Here is a 22,778-nt window from a genome sequence, read left to right as displayed (position 1 = left end):
TTCCTTGAAAGGAAGTGAATTACATGGCAGATTGTATTTTTTGCAAGATTGCACAGGAAGAGATTCCGTCGACCAAAGTCTATGAAGACGATACGGTGCTTGCCTTTCGCGACCTAGACCCGCAGGCACCGGAGCATGTACTCATCATACCGAAGAAGCATATCCGCAGCGTTCTGGACTTTGGCGCGGAAGATGGAGCTCTGGCGGCACATATTCTTACAGAGGTCGTTCCGCAGCTTGCCCGCAGCCTTGGCGTGGATGGTGACGGATTCCGTCTCGTCACCAATACAGGGGAAGACGGGGGACAGACTGTCGGGCATCTGCACTTTCACCTTCTCGGCGGACGTGCATTCGCATGGCCGCCCGGCTGAGAAGAGTATGTATTTTACCATCAGCGAGGCTGTTGCACGAAACCAACGTGCAACAGCCTCAATTTTGTGCAAAAAACACAGAAGCCGGTGTTTTCAAACACTGGCTTCTGGCGTAAAATATGAGTATGCAACAAATTTTACATAAGGATTATACATCCTTTGGAAGGAATGATGATGTTGGAGACAAACGCATTGAAGAATGAGATAGTCTATTTCGTGGGGGATATTACGACGCTCGCCGTAGATGCCATCGTAAACGCGGCGAATCGAAGCCTCCTTGGCGGCGGTGGGGTTGACGGAGCGATTCATCGGGCAGCGGGCAGGGAGCTCCTCGCGGAGTGCCGTACCCTTGGCGGCTGCGAAACGGGCGCGGCGAAGATCACGAAAGGATACCGTCTGCCCGCGCGCTATGTGATTCATACGGTCGGACCCGTCTACAGCGGCAGTGCATCCGATGCACAGATCCTGCGCTCCTGCTATCGGAACTCTCTTGAACTCGCACGGGCACACGGGCTGCATACCATCGCGTTCCCTGCCATCTCGACCGGTGTCTACGGCTACCCGAAGGAGGCGGCGGCAGAGATCGCCCTCATGACGATTCGGGAGTGGTTTGACGCACATCCAGATGCGGGCATGTGCGTGACCATCGTGAGCTTCAGCGCGCAGGATGATGCGGTCTATCAGAACCTACAAAGAGAGCTCCGGTAAAAATGTGCAGGGCGAAATGAGATGAGGGAATACGAATGAATATGATCACTCCACAGAGAGGTCAAACATAGCCATCATCTTTTTGAAGGTATCCTGCCCGTCAAGACAGGTGTCCGTCAGATAGCCTTTTTCTCGCTCCCATTCGGACAGCCCCCTGTAATAAAACATTTTTTTTGTGTCCTCGATGATGAACGGGACAATGGCGTAGCGCAGGCACTCCTTGAGCGCAATCAATCGCCCTACTCTGCCGTTCCCGTCTTGGAAGGGATGAATGCGTTCAAAATCGTGATGAAAGCGGATGATGTCATGGATCGTGACCGAATGAAGAGATTCGTAAGCGGAAAGGAGAGCATTCATCCGCGCAGGCACTTCTCTCGGTGCGACGGTTTCGCGCCCGCCGACCGCATTTGCCCGTTTCTTATAGTCACCGATGGCAAACCATCCAAGGGCGGCGTCCTTCGTGCCCTGTTTCAGAATGCGGTGCAGCTCCTTTACCGTGTCCTCCGTGAGAGGCTCCTCCGCCTTGTCAATTACATAGTCAATGGCACGAAAGTGGTTGACCGTTTCGATGATATCGTCGACCGGAACACCTCCGGCAACATCCACGGTATTCGTCTCAAAGATCATTCGCGTCTGATCCTCGCTGAGTCTGCTGCCCTCGATGTGATTGGAATTGTACGTCATGCGTATCTGAAGCTCGTGGTACAGACCGCCCGGCATTCGGATCTGCTTCTCGTCGTGCAGCGTCTGGAGCAGAACGTTGTCCGACACACTGCGACAGAGCTCCTCCGGCGTACAATCGAGGAATGCGGCAATCCTCACAAGCACATGATCGGCAATCCTCTCACCTCGTCCGATTTTAGCGATCGTTCGAGAGGAAATGCCCAGCTGTGCAGCAAGTGCCGTCTTTGTTAGTTGCCTGGATTTTAACTTTTGTAACAGCCCACCGTATGAAACCATGACGTTCACCTCGCCCCTTTACTTATTATTACACAAAATTGGAAAAAGTAAAGGAGGTTGTCCACAAAAGTAAAGGAAGAAAAGTTAAACTCATAAAATCTGTTACTGACGAAACGCGGAAGATCATAAAAACTATTCAAATTAGAGTGCCTGTCTGTATTTGATTGGGGACTGTAAGGATATCATTATGTTGTATTGAGACAAATCTAAGGAAGTACTGATAAATTTGGCACCGCAATCTTGGTGCATCTTTTATCAGCGATTCCTTAAGAAAATACTAATAGGTTCGTCTGTTTTTATTGTTGCAAACAGAAGCCGTTTCGGTACCCAAATACACATAGGACCGCTTCGACGTATCGCCTTTGTGGGAACAGATTAAACGTTGATTGATTCCTGTTGTGTAGGAGCGATTCCTTCAGCCAGTATGTGTGAATTGATAATATGGCTGCCGGCATATATGAGATATTTCATGCCACTCGCCACGGCGAGCTCCTCGGCAGCAGCTTGTTTTGCTTTGACTACAGCATCATCAATTTTGTTATCTCCTTTGACTTCGATTAACCGGTAGGAGTTATCGGCCATCCTTGCAAGGAAGTCCGGATAATATTGTCGAACTCGACCAGATTCGGGATCATAGTAGTGGATAGAGAGATCACCTTGATTGGAGGTAAACATCCCTGTGAAGTAAATCTCTGAAACCTTATCACTGGTGATATATTGTATGAAGCACTCCCGCTCAGGAATGGAGTCGAAACAGTAAGTGTCGGCATGGAAGCTCTTCTTAAGTTGATCTTGGGTAAAGCCTGGGTAGCGGTTTGTGATCACCAAGTCATCCTTCGCAGAGAACTCGTAGTATTCTGCACACTCCGGTTCGTGCAGAAGAGTTAGCTCTTTGTCCTCTGTCCTAAGTTCTGAGGTGACTTCGAAGAGCGCATGGAACACAGTGGGGATGATGTAATCATCCATAACCTCATTATAACGGTTGACCACCTTCAAAATAGCAGAGATTCCATCTACAGATTCTCGGAGAATTCTTGCGGCGAGGATACATGAGATATTTAAGTATCTTGCCACCTCTCCAGAGAGAGAGAGTTCACTGTACCTCATATTCTCTTGGAGAGTATCAATATTTTTCTCCTTGACAGTAGTATCGCGAGCAAGGCTGTCTCGTCCATACATAATGCTGGCATACTTCGAGAGGTCAATGTCTGTCAATTTGAAATCTACAGGTGCGGAATACTCCTTCTTATGAAGTTTATATTCATGCCATACTCGTTTGAGCGTAATCTTCCTTGGCGGTGGAAGAACTCGTACTTGATATTTATGTCGATTGCCGCTTGGTGGCTTTTTGATATCATTTATCTTCATGTTGAAGTTTTTATGAAGCTCCTCGTCCAGTGTGTCATAATTCTCCTTGGAGAGGAATATGGTGGCAGTCAGGCGATCCTCTGAAAGTGCGCGGAGACAACGCATCGTTGCTTGGAGAACAAAGACTTTTGATCTCGGGCTGCGAAAAAGTGCCACGCCAAAAAGAGAGCGACAGTTCCATCCTTCTTTTCCTTTTTCGACAAGGATAATGAACTGTTTTTCGTTTCCCTCTGTTCCAGGGATATCAAGATTGTTGAAATTCCTGATGTCATCGTCTTTTGTGTACTTTGCATCGCCCACATTTAAGAGAATCTTGGATGTGGGGATTCCGTGTTTTACAAGAAGTTTCTCAAGAGCGGGGCGTATCTCGGAGACTGCTTCCTCTATGCTTGCTGCATAAATGGCGAGTTTCGGATTTAGACCCTCGTAGACCTTGGTACTGTAGCGTTCCCAGAAGGTGGTGACGACTGCGGTAAGAAACGCATCGTTCTTGACATTTTCAAAGCCGAGCGGGTCGGCATCTTTCAAAAAACCATTCCAGATAGATTCACGCAGGCCGTAGGCGTAAACTACTTCCGGCAGAACCTGATTCTTTACATACGGGGTGCCCGTGTAGTTATAGCAAGCTACGATAGAGGTGTTTGCTGCAAGAAGATTGATGGTGTCTCGAAGGGTCGTTTTATTCGTCTTGCCGGAGCGGATCTGCTTTTCCAGATCTGCTCCGAAGAGATGGTGAGCCTCATCGACATAGACCCCAAGCTGTGGAAGACGACAGAGTTTTTTGAACCTCTGATTGTCCTTCAGTGTGCCATCATCCCATACATCGTCACTCTGCACATCATCGCCTGTGCCATAGACAGTGGAAAGCAGAGGAGAGCTGTTAAAAAGCTTCTGAGCAGGGGACACTTCTTTGCGGCTCTTTTTCACGATAATTTTCTGCGTATTGGAGATAATGATATTAAAATCGGAGTCATCAATCGTATGAAGGATAGTTCCTGATTCCTCCAGAAAGTGGAACTTGATGTTCGAATCGAGTACGTGTGCGTACTCCGGAGGAACCACCTTTGTTTTGTCGAAGGACATGATTTCGCGGAGAGACTGGAGAACTGTTTTGTCGGGAGCGAAGACGAGGGCGTTGTGGCAGAACCGCACATCTTTCGGATACTTCTTTGCGAGCAGAAACTCATAGAAGATACAGGTGGCCATGAGGATGGTTTTTCCTAGCCCCATTGTGAGAGCATAGATGTAATTCGAGTACTCTTCTCGGTATTTCTTCATCTGCTTGAAGAGCACATCTGTCTGTTCCTCAGTGACCTTGGCGAAGATTTCGACCTGACCGCCTTTGTCGATGGAGTAGTAGGAAGCGTCGGAGAAGTGATTTCTTCTATGACGCCAGTCATCAAACATCTCGTAGACCTGTTTATTATCCATGAACTCCTTCACGAAAACATATATCTCCAGAGCCTCAAACTGTGGCTTGCGCAAAAAGGCGTGGGGATTCTCCTCGCTGTCGTTGTATGCGAGGAATTTTCTCGTAAGGTCATTATAACGGGAGCGAATCTTCCTGCGGTTGGAGTTGTAGTAGTCCAGCAGTTCTTGGTGGAAAGAAAAAGTTGAGTCAAATCCTATGGGCATTTAAGACACCTCCAGTTCCAACGACTCAGAGAGGAGATCGGTGATCTTGACCTTGATTGTGCCGGCGTCACTCGGGATGTCGTAGATCCCGCTGACCCACTCGTCTTTACTCGGGATATCCGTCACGGACGGCTGCATGACGACACCGTCGTAGTTCCAATCGACCATGACCGAATCAACGAGCTGGCGCCAGTCCTCGATGTACTCCTTCTGGAGCGAGAGCTTCTGCATCAGGTTCATGGGGTAGAATGCACGGATGACGAGTTTCTCTCCCTCACGCACAACCTCCGCCTCAGAGTCTCTCTTTAGTTGGATACTGGCCTTGTCACGAAGGATATCCATGATCTCGACATCTACCTTGTACTCGATGAGTTCCTGTTCCAGTGCAGCCTTGAGATCGGGCTCATGCCCCATACAGACAAGGGTGATGCGTTCTACCGGCTGGCTTGCATTCTCCCCCTTACGCTTCTCGTAGGTTTTATAAGGGAGGTTGGCGAGAAGTTCCTTCAAATCTGCCTTGGTGGCGATGCGATTAATCGGCATGATCTTAACCATCCTGCCATCCAGCTCCCCGTCCCACAGGTTGCTCTGAGGGAACGGCTGGATTTCCAGAGCAGCAATCAGAAGATCGCGCGCCTCTATGGGATTACGGAAGAAATCATAATTGTTTACGTTATAGACATCGAAGCCGGTGTACTTGATATCTTCTCGGGACAGAACTTTAATTTCTTCAGCAGACTCCTGCCCATCATGCGGCGTTTCTTTCGATGAGGAAAGATACGGTGCAAAGGGAGATGCTGCTATCGAAAGGGCGGGCTCTTGGAAATCGTAGCCCCGAGATTTCTGTGAGGACTTCAGGTCTGCCGCAATGGAGATCAATCTTTTGGTCGTCGTCTGGACAGCACCGAGGTTGATGTCTGCACCTATGAAGCGCCGGCCAAGCTTCATAGCGACGGCCTGTGTCGTTCCGCTTCCCATAAAACAGTCAAAGACAAGATCACCAGGGTTAGAGGAGGCAGTTACTATCCTTTCTATCAGAGCCTCTGGCTTCTGTGTAGGATAGCCAATAGATGTTCTTTCTTTAGCAACAGGATTTATCATAGAAATTTCCCACACATCCGGCATCGGGACACCTTTTGTTGGCTCATCTGTCTGGATGGAGCGACGAACACCATCTTCGCCAATTATACTTTTCCATGATTTTCCTTGGGCACTTGATTTTTCACTTTTAGGAATGTAAAGTTGGTTATATGTGTGTGGCGCTTCACCTTTTGCATAAAAAAGGAGTGTATCATGGTTGGTTGCGAATGAAGTACTTGTAATATTCCATCTGCGATAATACCAGATGATCTCATTTTTAAAGTTGTTTGATCCAAAAACTGCATCCATAATGGTTCTTAGGTAATGGGATTTGTGCCAATCGCAATGTAAATATATGCTTCCATGCTTAGAAAGTAGTTCTCTCATAACTGTCAAACGTTCATACATAAATTGAAGGTATTCATCGTTCGTCCAAATATCAGTGTATTGTTTCTCTTCAAAGGATGAACTATCCGATGCGGCTTTACCAAGACCTCTGACCGCAATTTTTTTCTTGTAGTCCGCCTTACTGTCGAACGGAGGATCGATGTAGATAAGATCAATTTGGCCACGGTATTCTTTCATCATATGGCTCATGACTTGGAGGTTGTCTCCCCAGAAAATCTTATTCATCCAACTATCTTGCGCATGACCATACGATTCTCGGAGCTGCGCCGGATAGTATTGTGTGGAGCGATAGGGGCGCTTTCCTGTCCAGCGAAGTTCAGGGAAGCCTTTGATCGTGGGGCGGGGTTCAAACTCAAAAGAAATCTGTTCATCCATGTTAAAATCTCCAATCAGCGATTTTTCTTGCAGTAAAATCGGAAATCACACTCCCTACAAATCTTTGCGTCATCAGCACGGTGAGTGAAATCCTTTTTCATGATCTTCTGCACTGTATCATCAAAAGCTGCTATTGTCCCATCTATAGCAGACTTTGTATACGGGTAGGTGATCGTTGGTATGCCCTCATCCTCGCCGGTATAATAGAGGTGCATTTTGCTGACTTTTTGTCCGGTGCGTTCCTCCACCAGATAGGCATAGATGTGGAGTTGGCGTCGATAGCGTTCGAGCCGAGCCTTCGTTTTTTCTAGATTGGGCTTGCGTTCCGATTTGAAGTCAACGATTTCGACGGTATCCCCCTCGCCACGAATGAGGTCAATTTTGCCTTCGATGATATAGTTTGGCTTTACCAGGGATACATCAACCTCTGTTTCTTGGATGCTCGACCAGTTGTCGCTTTGCCTTGCCGCATAGCGAAGCACCTGCCGCAACGCCGCCTCTCGTTGAGGAGCCGCAAGGTATGCGTGTTCCATCTTTGTCAGTGATCCGTAGTTCGTGTCAAACCATCGGGTGATGTTTTTTTCTGTGATTGTCTGCTCTTCGTGTCTTAGAGCTGCTCGATGTATGTCCTCGATCGTCTCGTGTACGAGTGTGCCGAAGAGCATCGCGTTCGTTCGCACAGGCATGAAGTCCAGCTCCTTATAGAATTTATACTGCAAGGCACAGGTTTCGTAGACTGTGATGTGTGATGTGAACGAGTATGTGCTCTTTATGTTCACGTTTTTTATCGTTTGAAGCTCAAAGTCACCTATATCAAATGCGGTGCTTTCTACGGATGGAAGTTTCGCATAAGGATCTTTGAAGTATTTGCTTGGGGAGCGCGTGGTTTCGTTGCACGTCAGAACAAGTAAATCTTGTGCGCGAGAGAATGCCGTGTAGTAGAGGCGCCAGAAGTCAAAGAGCTTTATCGTCTCATACGGTTCGAATGTGGGGCGCTTGAAGTATTTCTTCTCAACCTCTACCATCAGTGTATCTAGGTTCTTTCTCGGCACACTTGACAAGGAATCCACAATGACGACGGGGAACTCCATGCCCTTGGACTGGTGAATCGTGAGGAACGAGACACAGCCACTCGGCGCATACTCTGAGTCATCTTCGTACTCTGTAATGCCTCCGTCATAAAGTAGACGGAGGTAGAGGTTGAATAGTTTTTCCGTATTCTGGTCAACACGGCGCTTTCCCTGATATTTTTTTGCATCCAAAACATCTATTCGATGAAGATATTCAAATTTCCCGATGATTTGTGTGAGCTTTGCGATGTTTCGTGCAGGTCTGATATCGACTACCCCGGCATCTAGGTTGGTATCGAGAATCTGAACGAAAGGATCAAACTCAAATAATTGATAGATCAGGTCGCAGTAGGCGTAATCCGTGGTGCCTGTCAAAGTGGTATGAGTCTCCCCGCGACGGCGGATCCACTTCAGAAGATTTGAATGCACAGGCTTCATCAAATAGTCATTTGCCAGCTGGATGCACTGCCGGTAGTAGAGTGTATGTTCTGATTGGAGAAAGCGATAATCATCATTTTCCAGACCTTGTACATAGAGAGGGAACATAAGCATGAGGCAGCCGATGGCAAGTTTGATCTCGGGGCGTTGGAAAAACATATCCGAGCGCGGCGAGTATACATTTATGTTGTTTTCTTCCAGATATTTAGCGAGATCGGTTGCTTGTTTGGACTTTACCGAGTGGAAGAGAAACGCAATCTGATTATAATCATTGAGCTTGCCGGAAGATTTTAGCATTTTGATGAAATGCAAAACCTTCTCATGCCAGTCATCAATATCATCTGTACTTGAGAGCCGTACCACTGCCGGCGAGGGGGATGAGGGCCTTTTGTGAGGTATGATTCTTTTTTCGTACCTGAAGTCATTCCAGTGAAATTTGAATTTTGCACCACTTGTTGTTGCCATCCAGTCGTTGTAAAAATCAACGATATCGCTGTTGGAGCGGTAATTGATGACAAGCGGTATGATTTGGCATTCACCGACGGGGAATTTTCCGGGGAATTCCAGGATGTTTCGTATGGTTGCCCCGCGGAAGCGGTACAAGCCCTGATCATCGTCCCCCACCACACAAATGTTCTTGTGATTTCCTGCGAGGAGAAATATGAGTTGTTCTTGGATATAGTTTGTGTCTTGGTATTCGTCGACCATAATGTGTGTAATCTTGGCGTGGAACTCTTCCAATACGTCCGTATGGTGTCGAAGGAGATGATAGGTTTCCCGTTGAATCGATGAGAAGTCAACGAGGTTATCTTCCGTGAGGATATCATGGTATTCTTTCATCATGCGGCCTAGCACTGCAATCGTCGGGGCAGGATCGGAGAGCAAGGTCTCTGGAAGCACCAGTTCCTCGGAGAGATTATTGACATAGTTACAGATTCGCCCTGCTTGTCTCCATGTACCTCCGGTCATCGGAACAAGATTGATTTCCGGGATGCTTCTGAAACGATCGATGTTCTGAAATACCATATATTGCTGATCGAAGGCATCTAGGAGACGGTAGTTTTTACGTATTCGTGTAAACTCCAAATGCTCCTTTAGAATACGAAGACAAAGTGAATGAAACGTGCCGACATACATTTCGTTGAGGTTTACTGTGATGTTTCGATTTGAGAGTTCGTTCGTGATGCGAGTGATCAGTTCTTTCGCAGCCTTTTCTGTGAAGGTGGCGATGAGGATGTTTTCCGGCTTTATGTTACATTCCTCTATGAGATAGATTGTACGCTGGACGAGGGTATAGGTCTTGCCTGTCCCAGGCCCCGCTGTGATAAGGACGGGACCTGTTGTGGAGGTGATCGCCTTTCGTTGGCTATCGTTTGCATTTCCAAAATCAAACATGGTTCGTATGTCCCTTCTGTTATGATGTTTTTCTCAAATATTTCAGAGCTACTATCTCAGGTCTCAGTGATCATTTTTTTAAAAATACTTTTCGAATCCTTATGGTTCAAATTACTTCTTCATGAAGATAAAAATTCCTTCCTAGATCGAGGAGCTATCCCTCATAAAAAAGCAGACAACTCAATGATGTAGTGACCCCAAAAAGTTAGACCTGAAAGCGTGGGAAAGCGATTTCCTGCGCTTTTTTCTATGCGGCGAGATGTTTGCGACGGAACTGAACAGGACTGAGCCAGCCGAGAGACTCCTTGATGCGGCATTCATTGTAGTAGATGATAACATTCTACCGCAGAACACTTAAATTTGAAAGTGTATGTTTGCTGTGCACGGGAGCGTCGGAGTCCATCGTCACCGAATGCCTGATAAGCCTTTACCCATTCCTCAATGGATTTGCGCGAAACATGATAGAGCTTCGATAGTGTTTTATAGCTTCCGCGTCCTGCATGATATTCCTGCACAACCTTCAGCTTACACTCTGTACTGTATTTTGCCATTACAATACCCCCAAAAGTTAGATTCTCTAAGTCTAACTTTTGGGGGTCAGGTCATGACGAGATCTGCCTACTTTTTTATGAGGAACTTTGCGTTGGAATTGGAATCTCAATCGCAGGAGTAATCTGGGTAATGATAGGTGTATATAAATCTACATCTGTGCTCGGTGTGGATAGGGAGACGACAAGCGAATATCGAACGCTCTTGTCATAACGTTTCAGATAGTCGCGCCTCTCCACCATCCGACAACGGGGTACACTGCGATGAGGTTACAGTCGGATAACTCTACGGCACTCAGTTCGCAAAAGTCAGAGTGGATGGAGCCGACATCACGATTGCTTGCGCCTAAGTACCAGCGGTCACTGCCGCTTGATCCATCGCCTTTGTCTTTTTTATCTTCGCCGCGCATCTTCATGTTGATGCGCTTTTTGAAGTCCTCTTCGGTTTCGTTGGAGTTGATGACATCGAAACGAAGTCCACAGGACGGATAGCGATATTTGTCCTTCCAACCGACCTCGCCCCGCCCCGGTTCGATAAAGTAGGACAGGGTCAATTTCAATGTAACAGGAGTCTCGCCTAGCTCTCCCAGAACTTCTTTTGGCCAAGGAAGGGTATGCAGGTGCATCTCGTGCATACTTTTCTTGTCAAAGGGCTGCAGTTCTCCCTGGATCACCATGTTGACACTGTTGTTCATGCACTGGATTGCCTTAGCGAGGTTTGGGATGCCATAGCCGCACGTGTGCAGGAGATCACGTCTGCCTTTACTTTTGGTATCCTCGGTGCAAAATTGCGCTTTCATTTCCTGTGTCCAGGAAGCAGAGTGGATCATCAGGGCACGAGCAGTTTCCGGCCATATATCGGGATATTCACTGAGCAGCTGTGCACAGAAATACGCAGCTTGTGCTGTGGCTGCACTCGTTGCCCAGATGGTTGAAAATAGTTTTCTGAGCGGCTGATAATTCGTTGTCAGCAATGAAAGGTCGGAGCAGGCATCATAGTCGGTGCCGTTGGATGCAACATTGCCGCCAGTGAATAGAACTTCCGGCTTTATCGGCCATTTTTTGTCCCAAGTAGAAGACGTTGAGCTGTAGGGGGATAGTGCTCCAGCTTTGGCAAGAGGTGTGAACCCGTGAAAAACAGGATCGCTGATCGTGCTGTCATCGGAGTAAGCACCGACGGTGATGGCATTCCATGATTGCCCCGGACTTTCGACGCTGTGCAGTCTGTTTGTCTCCGGGTATGGGCTTGAGTCGAACTCATTTGGATGCACATTTCCGGCACTGATTACAAATAGGCGTTTTTCATCATTTTCCTCTGCACCGGATGTGATGTTGTCGATTGCGGCAGACCAAGAGGTCGGGCTGCCGTCTCTGGTGTTATAGGCGGGAGCGGTCACTGCCATACATAGGACACGCTTTGCCATTGGATTCGCGATTTCGGCAAGCGCGACGGCCTGCGCTGTTATGGCTCCGTATAGTTCAGGTGGATTTTCTCCTGTCGGCGGTAATATTTTTACGGATTCAATTTCGTGCGCTATCTTCAGCGGAGATTTTGAGAGCAGTGCTTGTTTCAAATCATAGTAGAGTGAAACGCCGGCCATTTCAGTGCCGTGTCCGTGATGGTCGGTTGTTCGCCAAGAGGCATCGACCGATTGAATATGGTCGTTATCTGCAGCAGAGGTTAATAATGGATGCGCAGAATTCAGACCTGTATCCAATAGACATACGGCAACGTTTTCACGTTCAAATGTTGTGCGGGATAATAGCTCGTCTGCCCAGTCTTTTTGATCGGGATTTGACAGCTCTGTAAAGAAGGCTGTGGGCTCGGGTGCACGGTGCATCTCGGCGATGAAAGAACAGCTTTCGACGAGTGATCTTAGACCGTTGGCATTTGCATATATGAGCTTTACGAGGCGTTCTGGGAATACGATGCGATTTTCGTTGATTAGGATGTTGAGATCCTGACATATCGAGGTGATCGTTTTTTCAGCATTATCCCAAGTTTCTGCGGATTTGTCATATTCGCCAAATCGCAGCCAAAGTTCACACCATACGGGCTCTTCATCTGGGAACATCGTGTGAGCATCGAACCAAAATGATTTGAACAGGGCTAATCGAATGTCCTCGATGCTGCTGACTAATTCATTATATCTGGGATGGTTTTTCGGTGTTTTTTCGTTGGCATAGCTTTCAATTTTTTTGATGAGATAGGACTCTTTTCCATTGGGGATGTATACGAGTGCGGTTTCTGTTTGTGTCTGAGGATCTTTTTTTATATTTACGAGGCGGATTCCCTGTCTGGGACTTTCCAATCCCTGTGTTTCTAAATCATGTCCGGCAGCGCCGGATACCTCGAGGTAAATGCCGTCCTTATATCGAATCGCTGCGACTTGACTCTGTGTAAGATTATGAGCAACATAGGCTTCGGATAGTTTTCGCTGAATATAGGCGGCGTGAGCCGCCGGATCCCGTTGCGGATAATTCTTTTTCACAGGATGCGATTTAGAGGAATATGGGTATGGCGCAGCCGTATGGGATAGAAAAATATTCTTTTTGTCGACTGCCATTTGTCTTACGCCTCCTTATAGGAATAGATGTTTTTCCTTTCCTGCAATAGATATGCAATCTGTTTTGCGCTCAAGGGCTGATCTGATAGGATGGAGGTCTTTATGGCGTCGTCACAGATTTTGACGATCTCGGCATGATTGAGACCGTCGGCGGCCTTTATCAGCGTCTTTGTTATTTTGAAATGTCTGTAATAGCTGATGAGCTTGGATTCCAGCAGACGGCGGATTTCGTTTTCGGATGGAAGTGTGTAGTGCAGTACATCGTCGAAGCGGCGGAACAGAGCCTGATCCAGTAGCTTCTGATTGTTCGTTGCTGCAATGATGATGCTGTCAGATGTGTCCTGATCGATGAATTGGAGGAAGGAATTTAGGATGCGGCGCATTTCTCCGACTTCATTGTCGAGACTGCGATCCGCTCCAATAGCATCAAACTCATCAAAAAAGTACACTCCGGTGAGTGTGTTGATGCTGTCGAATATTTGACGTAGTTTTGCGCTGGTCTCTCCCATAAACTTGGTGACAAGCTTATCCATCTGCACCGTATAGAGTGGAAGAGACAGCTCTGATGCAATGACCGAGGCGGTGAAGGTCTTTCCTGTCCCAGGCTGTCCCTCGATTAAGATTTTGCGTCGGTTCATCAAACCGTAGGAATGAAGTTTGCTCCGATTGCGATATTCGTTCAGAATGCGTTGAATCTTTTCGGACATTTCGTCCGGAACAATGAGCTCTGATAGATCATGTTTGGGTAGTGATAATAAAAGCATGGGATTTTGTGGTGTGAGCTGAACAATACTAGCCACTCGTTTTCCCAGTTTATCGATCTGTGTCTTAAGCTCGCGTGCAACGGCATCATGACCTAGTTTTGCTTCGTGGGCAGCGATCTGTAATACGATGGTCTTGAACCTTGCATCATCATGATCGACATATGCTCGTACAAGGCTTTTCATTTGATCCGCTGTTGCCATATCATCACCCCCCATGAAGTATAATTCATTGTATATGATACTATGGTTTTGAGATAAATACAATCGTTTGTTTGAAAATATAACAAAGGGGCTGTTGCACGAAACCAACGTGCAACAGCCTCAATTTTGTGCAAAAAACACAGAAGCCGGTGTTTTCAAACACCGGCTTCTGGCGTAAAATATGAGTATGCAACAAATTTTACATAAGGATTATACATCCTACGGAGGCACATTTCAACCCAGCCTCCCCCTCAACTTTGAATTTCAAATCAAGAAGGACGATCCCGTTCGTCTCCTGCTCCACTGCATCCATCAAATGGATCTTACGCCTCTTTACAAGAGCTTTCGGCGTGCCGAGCGGGATCTCGTATCACCGCATCAGCTGCTTGCCATCCTCATCTACACATACATGAATCAAATCTACAGTTCCCGCCGCATTGAGGAGGTATGCCTAAGGGACATTCACTTCATGTATCTGCTCGAAGGGCGACCCGCACCCGATCACACAACCATTGCCCGTTTTCGCAGGGAGCACTTTGCCCCCTACGCCAAGGAGATTCTGGCACAAATGGTACAGTTTCTTGCATCCGTTGGAGCCATCTCGTTTGAGAACCTCTTTGTCGACGGCACAAAGATCGAAGCAGTTGCGGGCAAGTACACCTTCGTTTGGAAAAAAGGCATTGCAAAGAACCGTACCAAACTCATGGAGAAACTCGACACCTTTCTTGCCGGCGTAGAAAAAGAGTTCGGTATCCACCTGCGCCGTGGCTCTGAGATTCGCCTGCACCATCTGAAACGCATCCAAAAAGAGCAAAACATCATCTTCGTTTACGGGAGCGGAAAACGAAAGACCGTGCTTCAGCGTACCATGGAGATACTGGACTCTTACATCAGCCGTCTGAAGGACTACACAAAGAAGCTGCACATCTGCGGGGACCGCAACAGCTTTTCCAAGACAGATTATGAGGCAACCTTCATGCGGATGAAAGAAGATGCAATGAAGAACGGGCAGTTAAAGCCGGCATATAATCTGCAATATGGCGTGGAGGCATCCTTTATCGTATGGGCAGGTGTTTACCCGAACCCGACAGATACACGGACACTCATCCCGTTTTTGGAGGATTTTCATGCACACATCGGAAAAAGGAGCCGGAAACTCGTGGCTGATGATCTGACCCCCAAAAGTTAGACTTATAGAATCTAACTTTTGGGGGTCAGATCATTTACCTTCGTGCAACAGCCCCTTTCTGTTTAAGGTTTACATCGAAATGTCGATATTAAAGGTGAGATCGTAAATAACATCCATTCTGGAATGTAAGGAGGTGTCAGCAATGGTAGAACGAGTTGAACGTGTCATGCGCATTAAGCGCGTCCGCTTCAATAACGATGAGCTCTTTGAGCGCAGAAAAGGGTTTGAAGAGCGAGAAAAGGATGAATCCTTTTCCTCTATCTTTGAAGATGAGGTAGAAAAGAAGAAAAAGAGACAGATGAAGCAGGAGGATTCCGAGACGGCATATCATCTGGAGATCGGGCGTGCAACGCAGTCCCTGTTTTATCAGGGAAAGGCTGACATTTCCGATGCAAAGAGAAAACTGCCTCATGCCGGATGATCTTCATGGCATGCGCCTCGCCTTGGAAGAGGCGAGGCGTGCCTATCAATGCGGAGAGGTCCCCATCGGTGCAGTCATCCTCGATGATGTAGGCAGTGTCATTTCGAGTGGATACAATCTACGTGAGACGGAGCACGATGCCACAGCACATGCAGAGCTGATTGCGATCCGCCGTGCCTGTAAGGCACTAGGGCGTTGGCGACTGACGGGGATGACGCTCTATGTCACCATTGAGCCGTGTCCCATGTGTGCCGGTGCAATCGTGATGAGCCGCATCAGCCGTGTCGTCTACGGGAGCACAGACAGCAAAGCAGGGGCGTGTGAATCCCTGTTCAATATCACAGGATGTCCGGGACTGAACCATCAACCGGATGTGTGTGCCGGGGTATTGGCCGAGGAGTGTGCCGCTCTGCTCAAGAACTTCTTTCGAGAGCGGCGGAAAAGGGGTTGATTGCGTGCTTGGCAGACAAGCTGACGTAAGTTGTAAATAAATTGACGCAAAAAGTTCCATTTTGCAAACGGTTCAGTTAAACTTTTAGTCACAACACAAAAAGAAACTGAAAGTGAGACTGCAAAATGGAACAGAATCATTGTACTACAAGAACAGGGAAATGGAAACAGCTGACGGAGCTGGATCGGTACAAAATCGAAGCCTATTTCCAGGCCGGGTTGAAGCCGCAGGAAATCGCCGCGTACATTGGCTGCTCCAAGCGTACGATTGAGCGGGAGCGGCGTCTTGGAATGACAGCACAGCTCAAACCTGCGACGAAGAATATCAAGACCTGCGGAGACCTGCAGGTGCAGTGGGTGTATCTTGCCGATGCAGCACAAAGGCGACACGAGGAAAACGCTGCTCGTAAAGGGCGGGGGCTGAAAATCGATAAAGACCACGCGCTTGCTCGACACATTGAACATAAGATCAAAACAGAAAAATGGTCTCCTGCGGCAGTTATCGGTGAGCTCTGTCAACGCGGCTGGAGCTATGATGTCCGCATTTGTGTCAAGCCCCTGTATAACTATATCGATCAGCAGCTGTTTCTCGAACTCACAAACGACGACCTCCTCTACAAAAAGAATCGAGACAAACAGACAGAAAACAGCAGGCGCGGCGTTGCGTGGAATAACCGGGACGGGAAAAGCATCGACGAGCGCCCTGAGCCGGTGAATCGGAGAGAGGAGTTCGGACATTGGGAGATTGACTTGGTCGTCGGTCGCAAAGGGACAAAGCCGGTAATTTTAACATTGGTCGAACGACAGACGAGGAAATCACTCTATGTTCTGATAAAGAACAAGAGCCAAAAAGAAGTACTGCAAGCACTTCGTCGGTTGCAGCGGCGCGTCAAAGGAGACTTTACGCACGTATTCAAGAGTATCACGGCGAACAAGGGGTCAGAGTTTTTGGATGGCGAAGGAATGAAGCGTGCCGCCAAATGCGGCGAGGTATATTACGCGCATCCGTACAGCAGCTGGGAGCGTGGAAGCAACGAAAACGGAAATCGGATGCTGCGCAGGTTTCTTCCCAAGGGAACGGACTTCAGCAAATTGAAGCCGAAGGAACTGCAGCGGATCGAAGATTGGGTTAACAACTATCCGCCCAAAATTTTCGGATATAAGTCAGCAAATGATATGTATGCTGCGATGATATAACTCGCTAAAAGTTTAACGAGACCTTGCGACAATTAAACTTGCAATTTGCCTTGGCAGACAAGCTGAAAAAATAATGCTTGCATTTTCCGATGAAACTTGCTAGAATACATATCGTTGTCGGGATGTGGCGCAGTTTGGTAGCGCGCATCGTTCGGGACGATGAGGCCGCAGGTTCGAACCCTGTCATCCCGACCATTTTTTGTTTAGTGAAGACCAGCCGGTGGGCGGGTCTTTTTCTGTTTATGGGGCGGAGGGCTTTCACGTGACCTACGAAGAGATGAAATGTGCCGAGGAATTGATTGACTTTATTGATACGGCGACTTCGCCATATCATGTGGCAGGCAGGACGTGCAATGCACTGCTCGGGGCACATCTGTCTCCTGAGGAAGGAATTTCTGCGGGGCACAGCTATTATTTTCCCCTGTTTGATACGGGCGGCGTTGTCGTTTCGATTGGCGAGAATGTGCACGGTCCGCTGCGCATTGTCTGTGCCCATACGGATTTTCCATGTCTGCGCGTCAAGCCGCATGCGGTGATGCATGAGCACGGCTATGGCAAGCTCAATGTGGAGGTATACGGCGGGATGATCCGCAGTACGTGGATGGATCGTCCCCTTTCCCTCGCAGGGGCTGTGGCTGTGCGTAGTGCAGATCCTCTTGCTCCGCAGATGCACTGTGTCGATTTTCGCCGCCCGCTGATGATCGTTCCGAATCTTGCGATACACATGAACCGTAAAGTGAATGAGGGAGTGGAGCTGAAGCCGCAGAAGGATCTCCTGCCGCTGCTCTTCCTTGACGGTCGTGAAGAAGGCGCTGACGAGGATAGACTGATCGCACTTCTCGCCGAGGAGCTGAATGCTCCCCCGGAGGAGATCCTGTCCTATGATCTGAATGCCTATCCCTGTGAGTGCGGCTGCCTGCTGGGAGCGGACAATGCGTTTCTGTCGGCGCCGCGCCTCGATAATCTGTCCTCGGTCAAGGCATGTCTCGATGCTGTGAATGACTGGAATGGCACAGAAGGGATCCGTGTCACAGCGCTCTTTGACAATGAGGAGGTCGGTAGCCGTACGAAGCAGGGCGCAGGCTCGGCTGTGTTGGGGATGATCTTGGAGCAGGTCTATACGGCCCTCGGATGCTCACGTGAGGAGTATCTTGAGACGATTCTGCAAGGATTCTGTCTCTCGGTGGATGTTGCTCATGCACTCCATCCCAATGTACCAGAGAAGGCAGATCCGACGAATCAGCCCGTGCTGAATGGAGGCGTCGTCCTGAAAGTGGCGGCGAATCAATCCTATGCAGGGGATGCCTACGGGCGTGCTGTCATAAGGACACTGTGCGAGGACGAGGAGACCCCCTATCAGGTGTTTACGAATCATTCGGATGCGCCGGGCGGGGCGACACTTGGCTCGATTCTATCGGCACAGCTGCCAATGCGGACGGTGGATATCGGCGTCCCTGTTCTTGGGATGCACTCTGCACGCGAGACCATGGGGGCAGAGGATCAGACAGCACTTACGCGGCTTCTTTCGTCTTTTTTCTCCGCATAGGAAAGACATCCGCGGCAAGGCGTGTTATAATAGAGCACATTATGTAGAGAAAATACGGAGAATACAACGGGGTGATATGTTGCGAGCAGTGGTCACGCGTGTCAAGGAGGCATCCGTCCATATTGATGGGGTCCTGCATGGACAGATCGGGACGGGCTATCTCATTCTGCTTGGTATTGCACCGGAGGATACGGACGCCGATGCAGCGCATCTGGCGGAAAAGATCGTTCATCTGCGCGTGTTCTCTGATGATGCGGGGAAGATGAACCGTGCGCTCTCTGAGGTGAACGGTGCAGTATTGGTGATCTCGCAGTTTACGCTCTTTGCGGATCTCAAAAAGCGCCGTCCGGGATTTTCCAAGGCGGCAAAGCCGGATGTGGCAATTCCTATGTATGAGGCGTTTATGACGCATCTAAGGGAACACGGCGTTTCTGTCGCACATGGAGAATTCGGTGCGGATATGCGGGTGGCATCGGTCAACGACGGTCCCGTGACGCTCCTCTTTGATACGGATGAGGTATAGAATGAATACGAATTTGCTTCGTAAATATGCCGCTCTTGTGGTACGTGTCGGCGTGAATCTTCAGGAAGACCAACCGCTCGTTATTCATGCGCCGATCACTTGTGCAGATTTTGTCCATGCGCTCGCGGCGGAGGGCTACAATGCGGGTGCGCATGATGTTGCCGTGAACTGGAGTGATGAGGAGTTCTCACACATCCGCTTTCGCCAGGCGCCTGCGGCACGGTTCCGTGAGTTTCCCGCATGGCGGAAGGCCTTCTATGATGAAAGTGCGGCGCAGGGAGCTGCGTTTATCTCCATCGCGGCGGAAAATCCGGATCTCTTCTCCGATGTCGACCCGAAGCGTCTGACGGAGGCGGGGCAGACAGCAGGCAAGGCTCTGCAGGACTATCGTGCGCGGCTGATGAGCAATCAGAATACGTGGTGTGTTGTCTCTGCTCCTACGCCTGCGTGGGCGTGCAAGGTATTCCCACATGAGACAGAAGAGACGGCGGTCGCGCGTCTCTGGACGGAGATTCTGCGTGCCGTACGCGTGTCGGAGGAGTCTGACCCCGTTGCGGCGTGGAAGGAGCACGTGTCCGCTCTGCAGAAGACGGCAGATTTTCTGAATGCACATGATTTTTCGGAACTTCACTATCGGAACGGTCTGGGCACGAATCTCCATGTGGAGCTGCCCAAGGGGCATATCTGGATGGGCGGTGCGGAATGGGCGGCATCGGGGACGATGTTTGTCGCGAATATTCCCACGGAGGAAGTCTACACACTGCCGAAGCGAGACGGTGTGAACGGTGTTGTTGTTGCGTCGAAGCCCCTGCACTATAACGGAAATCTGATCTCTGGTTTTTCGCTGACATTCCGTGCGGGGAAGGTAACGGACTACCATGCGGAGAGCGGGGAGGAGCATCTGCGCGAGCTCTTGCAGACAGATGAGGGGGCACCCTTCCTTGGCGAGGTGGCTCTCGTGCCGCACGCGTCGCCCATCTCTGCGAGCGGTATCCTCTTTTACAATACGCTCTTTGATGAGAATGCGTCCTGTCATTTGGCCTTGGGTAAGGCGTATCCGACGTGCATCAGGGGAGGCGATGGCATGACGGAGGAGGAGCTTCTCCGTCATGGAGTCAATCATTCCCTTGTTCACGAGGACTTTATGATCGGAACGGCAGATCTATCCGTCATCGGCAGGACGCGGGCGGGAGAGGAGATCACGATCATGGAGCATGGCAGCTTTTCCTTTTGAGAACGTCCCTATCTGATTGCTTCCGATGGTTGAGGTGAAGAATATGCGGAACAATACGCAGAGCATCCTCTTTTTTCTTTCCTGTATGCTGGCATTCTGTGTTCTCTTTGCAAGAGGAGAAGCGGCGGGGCAGATACAGGACACGGACTTTTCCTATCGTGGCATTTCCCTCGGGGATGCAGAGCAGTCACTCAAACAGGCCTGGGGTGAGGAGGATACAGAGGGGACGCAGATGGTTCATGGGATTCATCTGCGTACGTTCACATACGGGGATGTTGTCGTCTCGACCACTGTCGCAGGAAAGAAGGTGGTGGACATCAGCCTCATGGGAGAAGCGTACCGTCTGCGGCAAGATGTGCGCTATGGTGCGACGAGCAGCTACATCTTTCGTGTGTTTGGAAAAGCACAGCGGCAGTTCAGGGATGATCATACCTGCTATGTTTATGACGATCCGATGAATGTGCACCGCCATCTCGTGTTGAATCTGGATGCCGAGCACGGAGCACTGCTTTCCGCGCGGATGACCATGCTGCCGCTGACCGAGGAGGAGACAGAGGAACTCTCACGCGCTCCATACAGTCCGTTTGGTGTGCAGGATCTTGCGCGTGATTTCATCGAACAGAAGGAGATTGACGTGACTGCGCTGCCGTCTGCTGCTCCTGTTCGTCTGGGAGGATACGGAACATGACGCATCATCTGCACATGCGTATGCTGGGGCATCGCGTCATGCGCTATGCCGGTATCACGTTGGGATGTCTCATCGCGAGCAGCGCGATCAATCTATTTCTCGTTCCGGCGCATTTGCTCACGGGCGGTGCAACCGGAATTGCGATGATTGTCTACTATCTGTTCGGACTGCCGATCGGTCTGCAGACGTTCGTCTATAACATTCCGCTGCTCTTCATGGCGTGGAAGCTGATGGGACGTGCGTATACAGTCGATATTATCATCGGTACAGCGATTTTTTCTTTTCTGCTCGATCTCACACGTCCACTTAATGCCTATGCACCGGTGAACGATATGATGCTGACAACAGTGTACGGCGGTGTATTCGCAGGACTCGGCTACGGCTTGGTGTTCCGCATGAACGGCAGTACGGGCGGATTCGACATCCTTGCAGCGATCGTGCGAAAGTACTATGATCTGCACATGGGAGGCGTGCTTTTCTCGCTCAACTGTCTCATCATGCTGATGGCCGCATTCCTCTTTGGCATGGCACCGGCGATGTTTACGCTGATCTATATGTTCATCAATGCGACGATGGTGGATAAGATCGTCGCTGGCTTCAATCAGCGCAAGGCCGTGCTGATTGTCTCCGATCGCCATCGGGAAATCGCGGAGAGTATCATCGACAACATGCACCGCGGTGTCACATTCCTGCATGGACAGGGAGCATATACGCGCCGTGAGCGCAACGTTGTCTTCGTTTGCGTCGGGACAACGCAGGTCGGAAAACTGAAATTTATCGTCCATAATGTCGATCCTCATGCCTTCGTCATCATTATGTCGGCAAATGAGGTTATGGGGCGTGGATTCGGGCGAATCAATCAAAACGATGCCGCAGCATCCGATGAAAATGCGGAAGATGAAAATGAAAGGAGATGAGTGTTCATGGAAGCGACCTATTTGCTGAACAGCGGCTTTCTTATCCGTGTGGGAGAGATTCTGCTCGTGTTCGATGCGTTTGATGATCCTGCCGGCGTACTACCCAAGGAGATTGGGGCACATGGGGATGCACCATTGTATTTTTTCGCGTCACATGCACATTTTGACCACTTTAATCCGATGATTGCCGATTTTTCGGCACACACCAAACGCTATATCCTCAGTGAGGACATTCGTGAGAATGCAGGAGCAGCACGGATTCCGCAGGATAAGACCACGTGGATCGGTTGCTATGATGCGTGGAAGGATGAGTGTATATCCGTGACCTCGTTCTCCTCTACGGATGAGGGAACATCGTTCCTCGTCGAGGCGGACGGAAAGCGTATCTTCCATGCAGGTGATTTCAACTGGTGGGATTGGACAGGGGACACCGAGGTGAACCGTAAGTTTGCCGAGAACGGCTTTCGGAAACAGATGAAACGGCTGGCAGGGCTTTCGTGTGACGTCGCGTTTTTCCCCGTGGACGGGCGTCTCGGGCCATCCATGGAACGCGGTGCGAAGGTGTTCTGCGCCGAGACGAACCCGCGCGCACTCGTTGCGATGCATTCCGTTGGCTATCCCGCATGGCAGCCCTCCGCAGATTTCTTTGCCAAGGGGCGTGAAATTCCTGTGTGGTCCCCCTGCACGGCGGGAGAGCGGCATAAATTTTCCAATTTTGGTTGAAA

General features: G+C 49.3%; 19 protein-coding genes, 1 tRNA gene and 1 pseudogene. 13 read left to right on the top strand and 8 right to left on the bottom strand.

What is annotated here, in order from left to right; genetic code table 11:
- The first annotated feature begins 23 nt into the window (after positions 1–23).
- Entirely contained in the window at positions 24–371 is a 348-nt protein-coding gene (locus tag AXE86_RS00255; RefSeq protein ID WP_061943379.1) for a histidine triad nucleotide-binding protein, read from the top strand.
- Between the two features lie 192 nt (positions 372–563).
- On the top strand, positions 564–1,079 hold the full coding sequence (locus AXE86_RS00250) for an O-acetyl-ADP-ribose deacetylase (RefSeq protein WP_157064387.1): 516 nt from the start codon (positions 564–566) through the stop codon (positions 1,077–1,079).
- A gap of 45 nt (positions 1,080–1,124) precedes the next feature.
- On the opposite strand, the gene AXE86_RS00245 is transcribed toward AXE86_RS00250, so the two are convergent.
- The 8 genes from AXE86_RS00245 to AXE86_RS00220 form a co-directional block, all read right to left on the bottom strand.
- Positions 1,125–2,039 (bottom strand): Fic family protein, encoded by a 915-nt coding sequence (locus AXE86_RS00245; protein ID WP_061943373.1) that lies wholly within the window; start codon positions 2,037–2,039, stop codon positions 1,125–1,127.
- Between the two features lie 375 nt (positions 2,040–2,414).
- Positions 2,415–5,042 (bottom strand): TnsA endonuclease N-terminal domain-containing protein, encoded by a 2,628-nt coding sequence (locus AXE86_RS00240; RefSeq protein ID WP_061943370.1) that lies wholly within the window; start codon positions 5,040–5,042, stop codon positions 2,415–2,417.
- On the bottom strand, positions 5,043–6,905 hold the full coding sequence (locus AXE86_RS00235; RefSeq protein ID WP_061943367.1) for a site-specific DNA-methyltransferase: 1,863 nt from the start codon (positions 6,903–6,905) through the stop codon (positions 5,043–5,045). It lies immediately after the preceding gene.
- A 14-nt stretch (positions 6,906–6,919) separates the two neighbouring features.
- Entirely contained in the window at positions 6,920–9,808 is a 2,889-nt protein-coding gene (locus AXE86_RS00230; protein WP_061943364.1) for an ATP-dependent helicase, read from the bottom strand.
- A 247-nt stretch (positions 9,809–10,055) separates the two neighbouring features.
- Positions 10,056–10,139 carry an IS3 family transposase gene (locus tag AXE86_RS13545; RefSeq protein WP_442983650.1) on the bottom strand — a complete coding sequence of 28 codons (84 nt, stop codon included), beginning with the start codon at positions 10,137–10,139 and terminating at the stop codon, positions 10,056–10,058.
- A complete protein-coding gene (locus AXE86_RS13540; protein WP_071884664.1) occupies positions 10,126–10,359 on the bottom strand; it encodes a helix-turn-helix domain-containing protein in 234 nt (77 codons plus the stop codon). Before AXE86_RS13540 ends, AXE86_RS13545 begins: the two co-directional genes overlap by 14 nt.
- A gap of 215 nt (positions 10,360–10,574) precedes the next feature.
- A complete protein-coding gene (locus tag AXE86_RS00225; protein ID WP_198145274.1) occupies positions 10,575–12,923 on the bottom strand; it encodes a S8 family peptidase in 2,349 nt (782 codons plus the stop codon).
- A 5-nt stretch (positions 12,924–12,928) separates the two neighbouring features.
- Positions 12,929–13,888 (bottom strand): AAA family ATPase, encoded by a 960-nt coding sequence (locus AXE86_RS00220; RefSeq protein ID WP_061943361.1) that lies wholly within the window; start codon positions 13,886–13,888, stop codon positions 12,929–12,931.
- Between the two features lie 181 nt (positions 13,889–14,069).
- Between AXE86_RS00220 and AXE86_RS00215 the strand changes: the two are divergent.
- From AXE86_RS00215 to AXE86_RS00165, 11 genes and pseudogenes are all read left to right on the top strand, one after another.
- A pseudogene (locus AXE86_RS00215) lies at positions 14,070–15,056 on the top strand (transposase); the annotation flags it as partial.
- A 163-nt stretch (positions 15,057–15,219) separates the two neighbouring features.
- A complete protein-coding gene (locus AXE86_RS00210; protein ID WP_009442475.1) occupies positions 15,220–15,498 on the top strand; it encodes a hypothetical protein in 279 nt (92 codons plus the stop codon).
- A complete protein-coding gene (tadA, locus tag AXE86_RS00205; protein ID WP_009442474.1) occupies positions 15,488–15,949 on the top strand; it encodes a tRNA adenosine(34) deaminase TadA in 462 nt (153 codons plus the stop codon). The genes AXE86_RS00210 and tadA overlap by 11 nt, the downstream gene beginning before the upstream one ends.
- 125 nt (positions 15,950–16,074) lie before the next feature.
- Positions 16,075–17,145 carry an IS30 family transposase gene (locus AXE86_RS00200; RefSeq protein ID WP_061943358.1) on the top strand — a complete coding sequence of 357 codons (1,071 nt, stop codon included), beginning with the start codon at positions 16,075–16,077 and terminating at the stop codon, positions 17,143–17,145.
- A gap of 118 nt (positions 17,146–17,263) precedes the next feature.
- Positions 17,264–17,340: transfer RNA gene (locus tag AXE86_RS00195), tRNA-Pro, on the top strand.
- A gap of 67 nt (positions 17,341–17,407) precedes the next feature.
- Entirely contained in the window at positions 17,408–18,691 is a 1,284-nt protein-coding gene (locus AXE86_RS00190; RefSeq protein ID WP_061943355.1) for a M18 family aminopeptidase, read from the top strand.
- A gap of 79 nt (positions 18,692–18,770) precedes the next feature.
- Positions 18,771–19,214 carry a D-aminoacyl-tRNA deacylase gene (dtd, locus tag AXE86_RS00185; RefSeq protein ID WP_061946895.1) on the top strand — a complete coding sequence of 148 codons (444 nt, stop codon included), beginning with the start codon at positions 18,771–18,773 and terminating at the stop codon, positions 19,212–19,214.
- A gap of 1 nt (position 19,215) precedes the next feature.
- Positions 19,216–20,448: an aminopeptidase gene (locus AXE86_RS00180; protein WP_061943352.1), complete on the top strand. Its 1,233-nt coding sequence runs from the start codon at positions 19,216–19,218 to the stop codon at positions 20,446–20,448.
- Positions 20,449–20,473: 25 nt separating this feature from the next.
- Positions 20,474–21,136 (top strand): hypothetical protein, encoded by a 663-nt coding sequence (locus tag AXE86_RS00175; RefSeq protein WP_083501133.1) that lies wholly within the window; start codon positions 20,474–20,476, stop codon positions 21,134–21,136.
- Positions 21,133–22,053, top strand: coding sequence for a YitT family protein (locus AXE86_RS00170; protein ID WP_061943349.1), 921 nt, complete (start codon positions 21,133–21,135; stop codon positions 22,051–22,053). Before AXE86_RS00175 ends, AXE86_RS00170 begins: the two co-directional genes overlap by 4 nt.
- 6 nt (positions 22,054–22,059) lie before the next feature.
- The gene (locus AXE86_RS00165) at positions 22,060–22,776 is read left to right on the top strand and encodes an MBL fold metallo-hydrolase (RefSeq protein WP_061943346.1); all 717 of its coding nucleotides are present in this window, start codon (positions 22,060–22,062) and stop codon (positions 22,774–22,776) included.
- Positions 22,777–22,778 lie beyond the last annotated feature (2 nt).

This window comes from Selenomonas sp. oral taxon 136 (assembly GCF_001554015.1).
Taxonomy (GTDB): domain Bacteria; phylum Bacillota; class Negativicutes; order Selenomonadales; family Selenomonadaceae; genus Centipeda; species Centipeda felix.
Note: the sequence above shows the minus strand (reverse complement) of the source record. Positions and strands in the feature narration are given on the sequence as shown.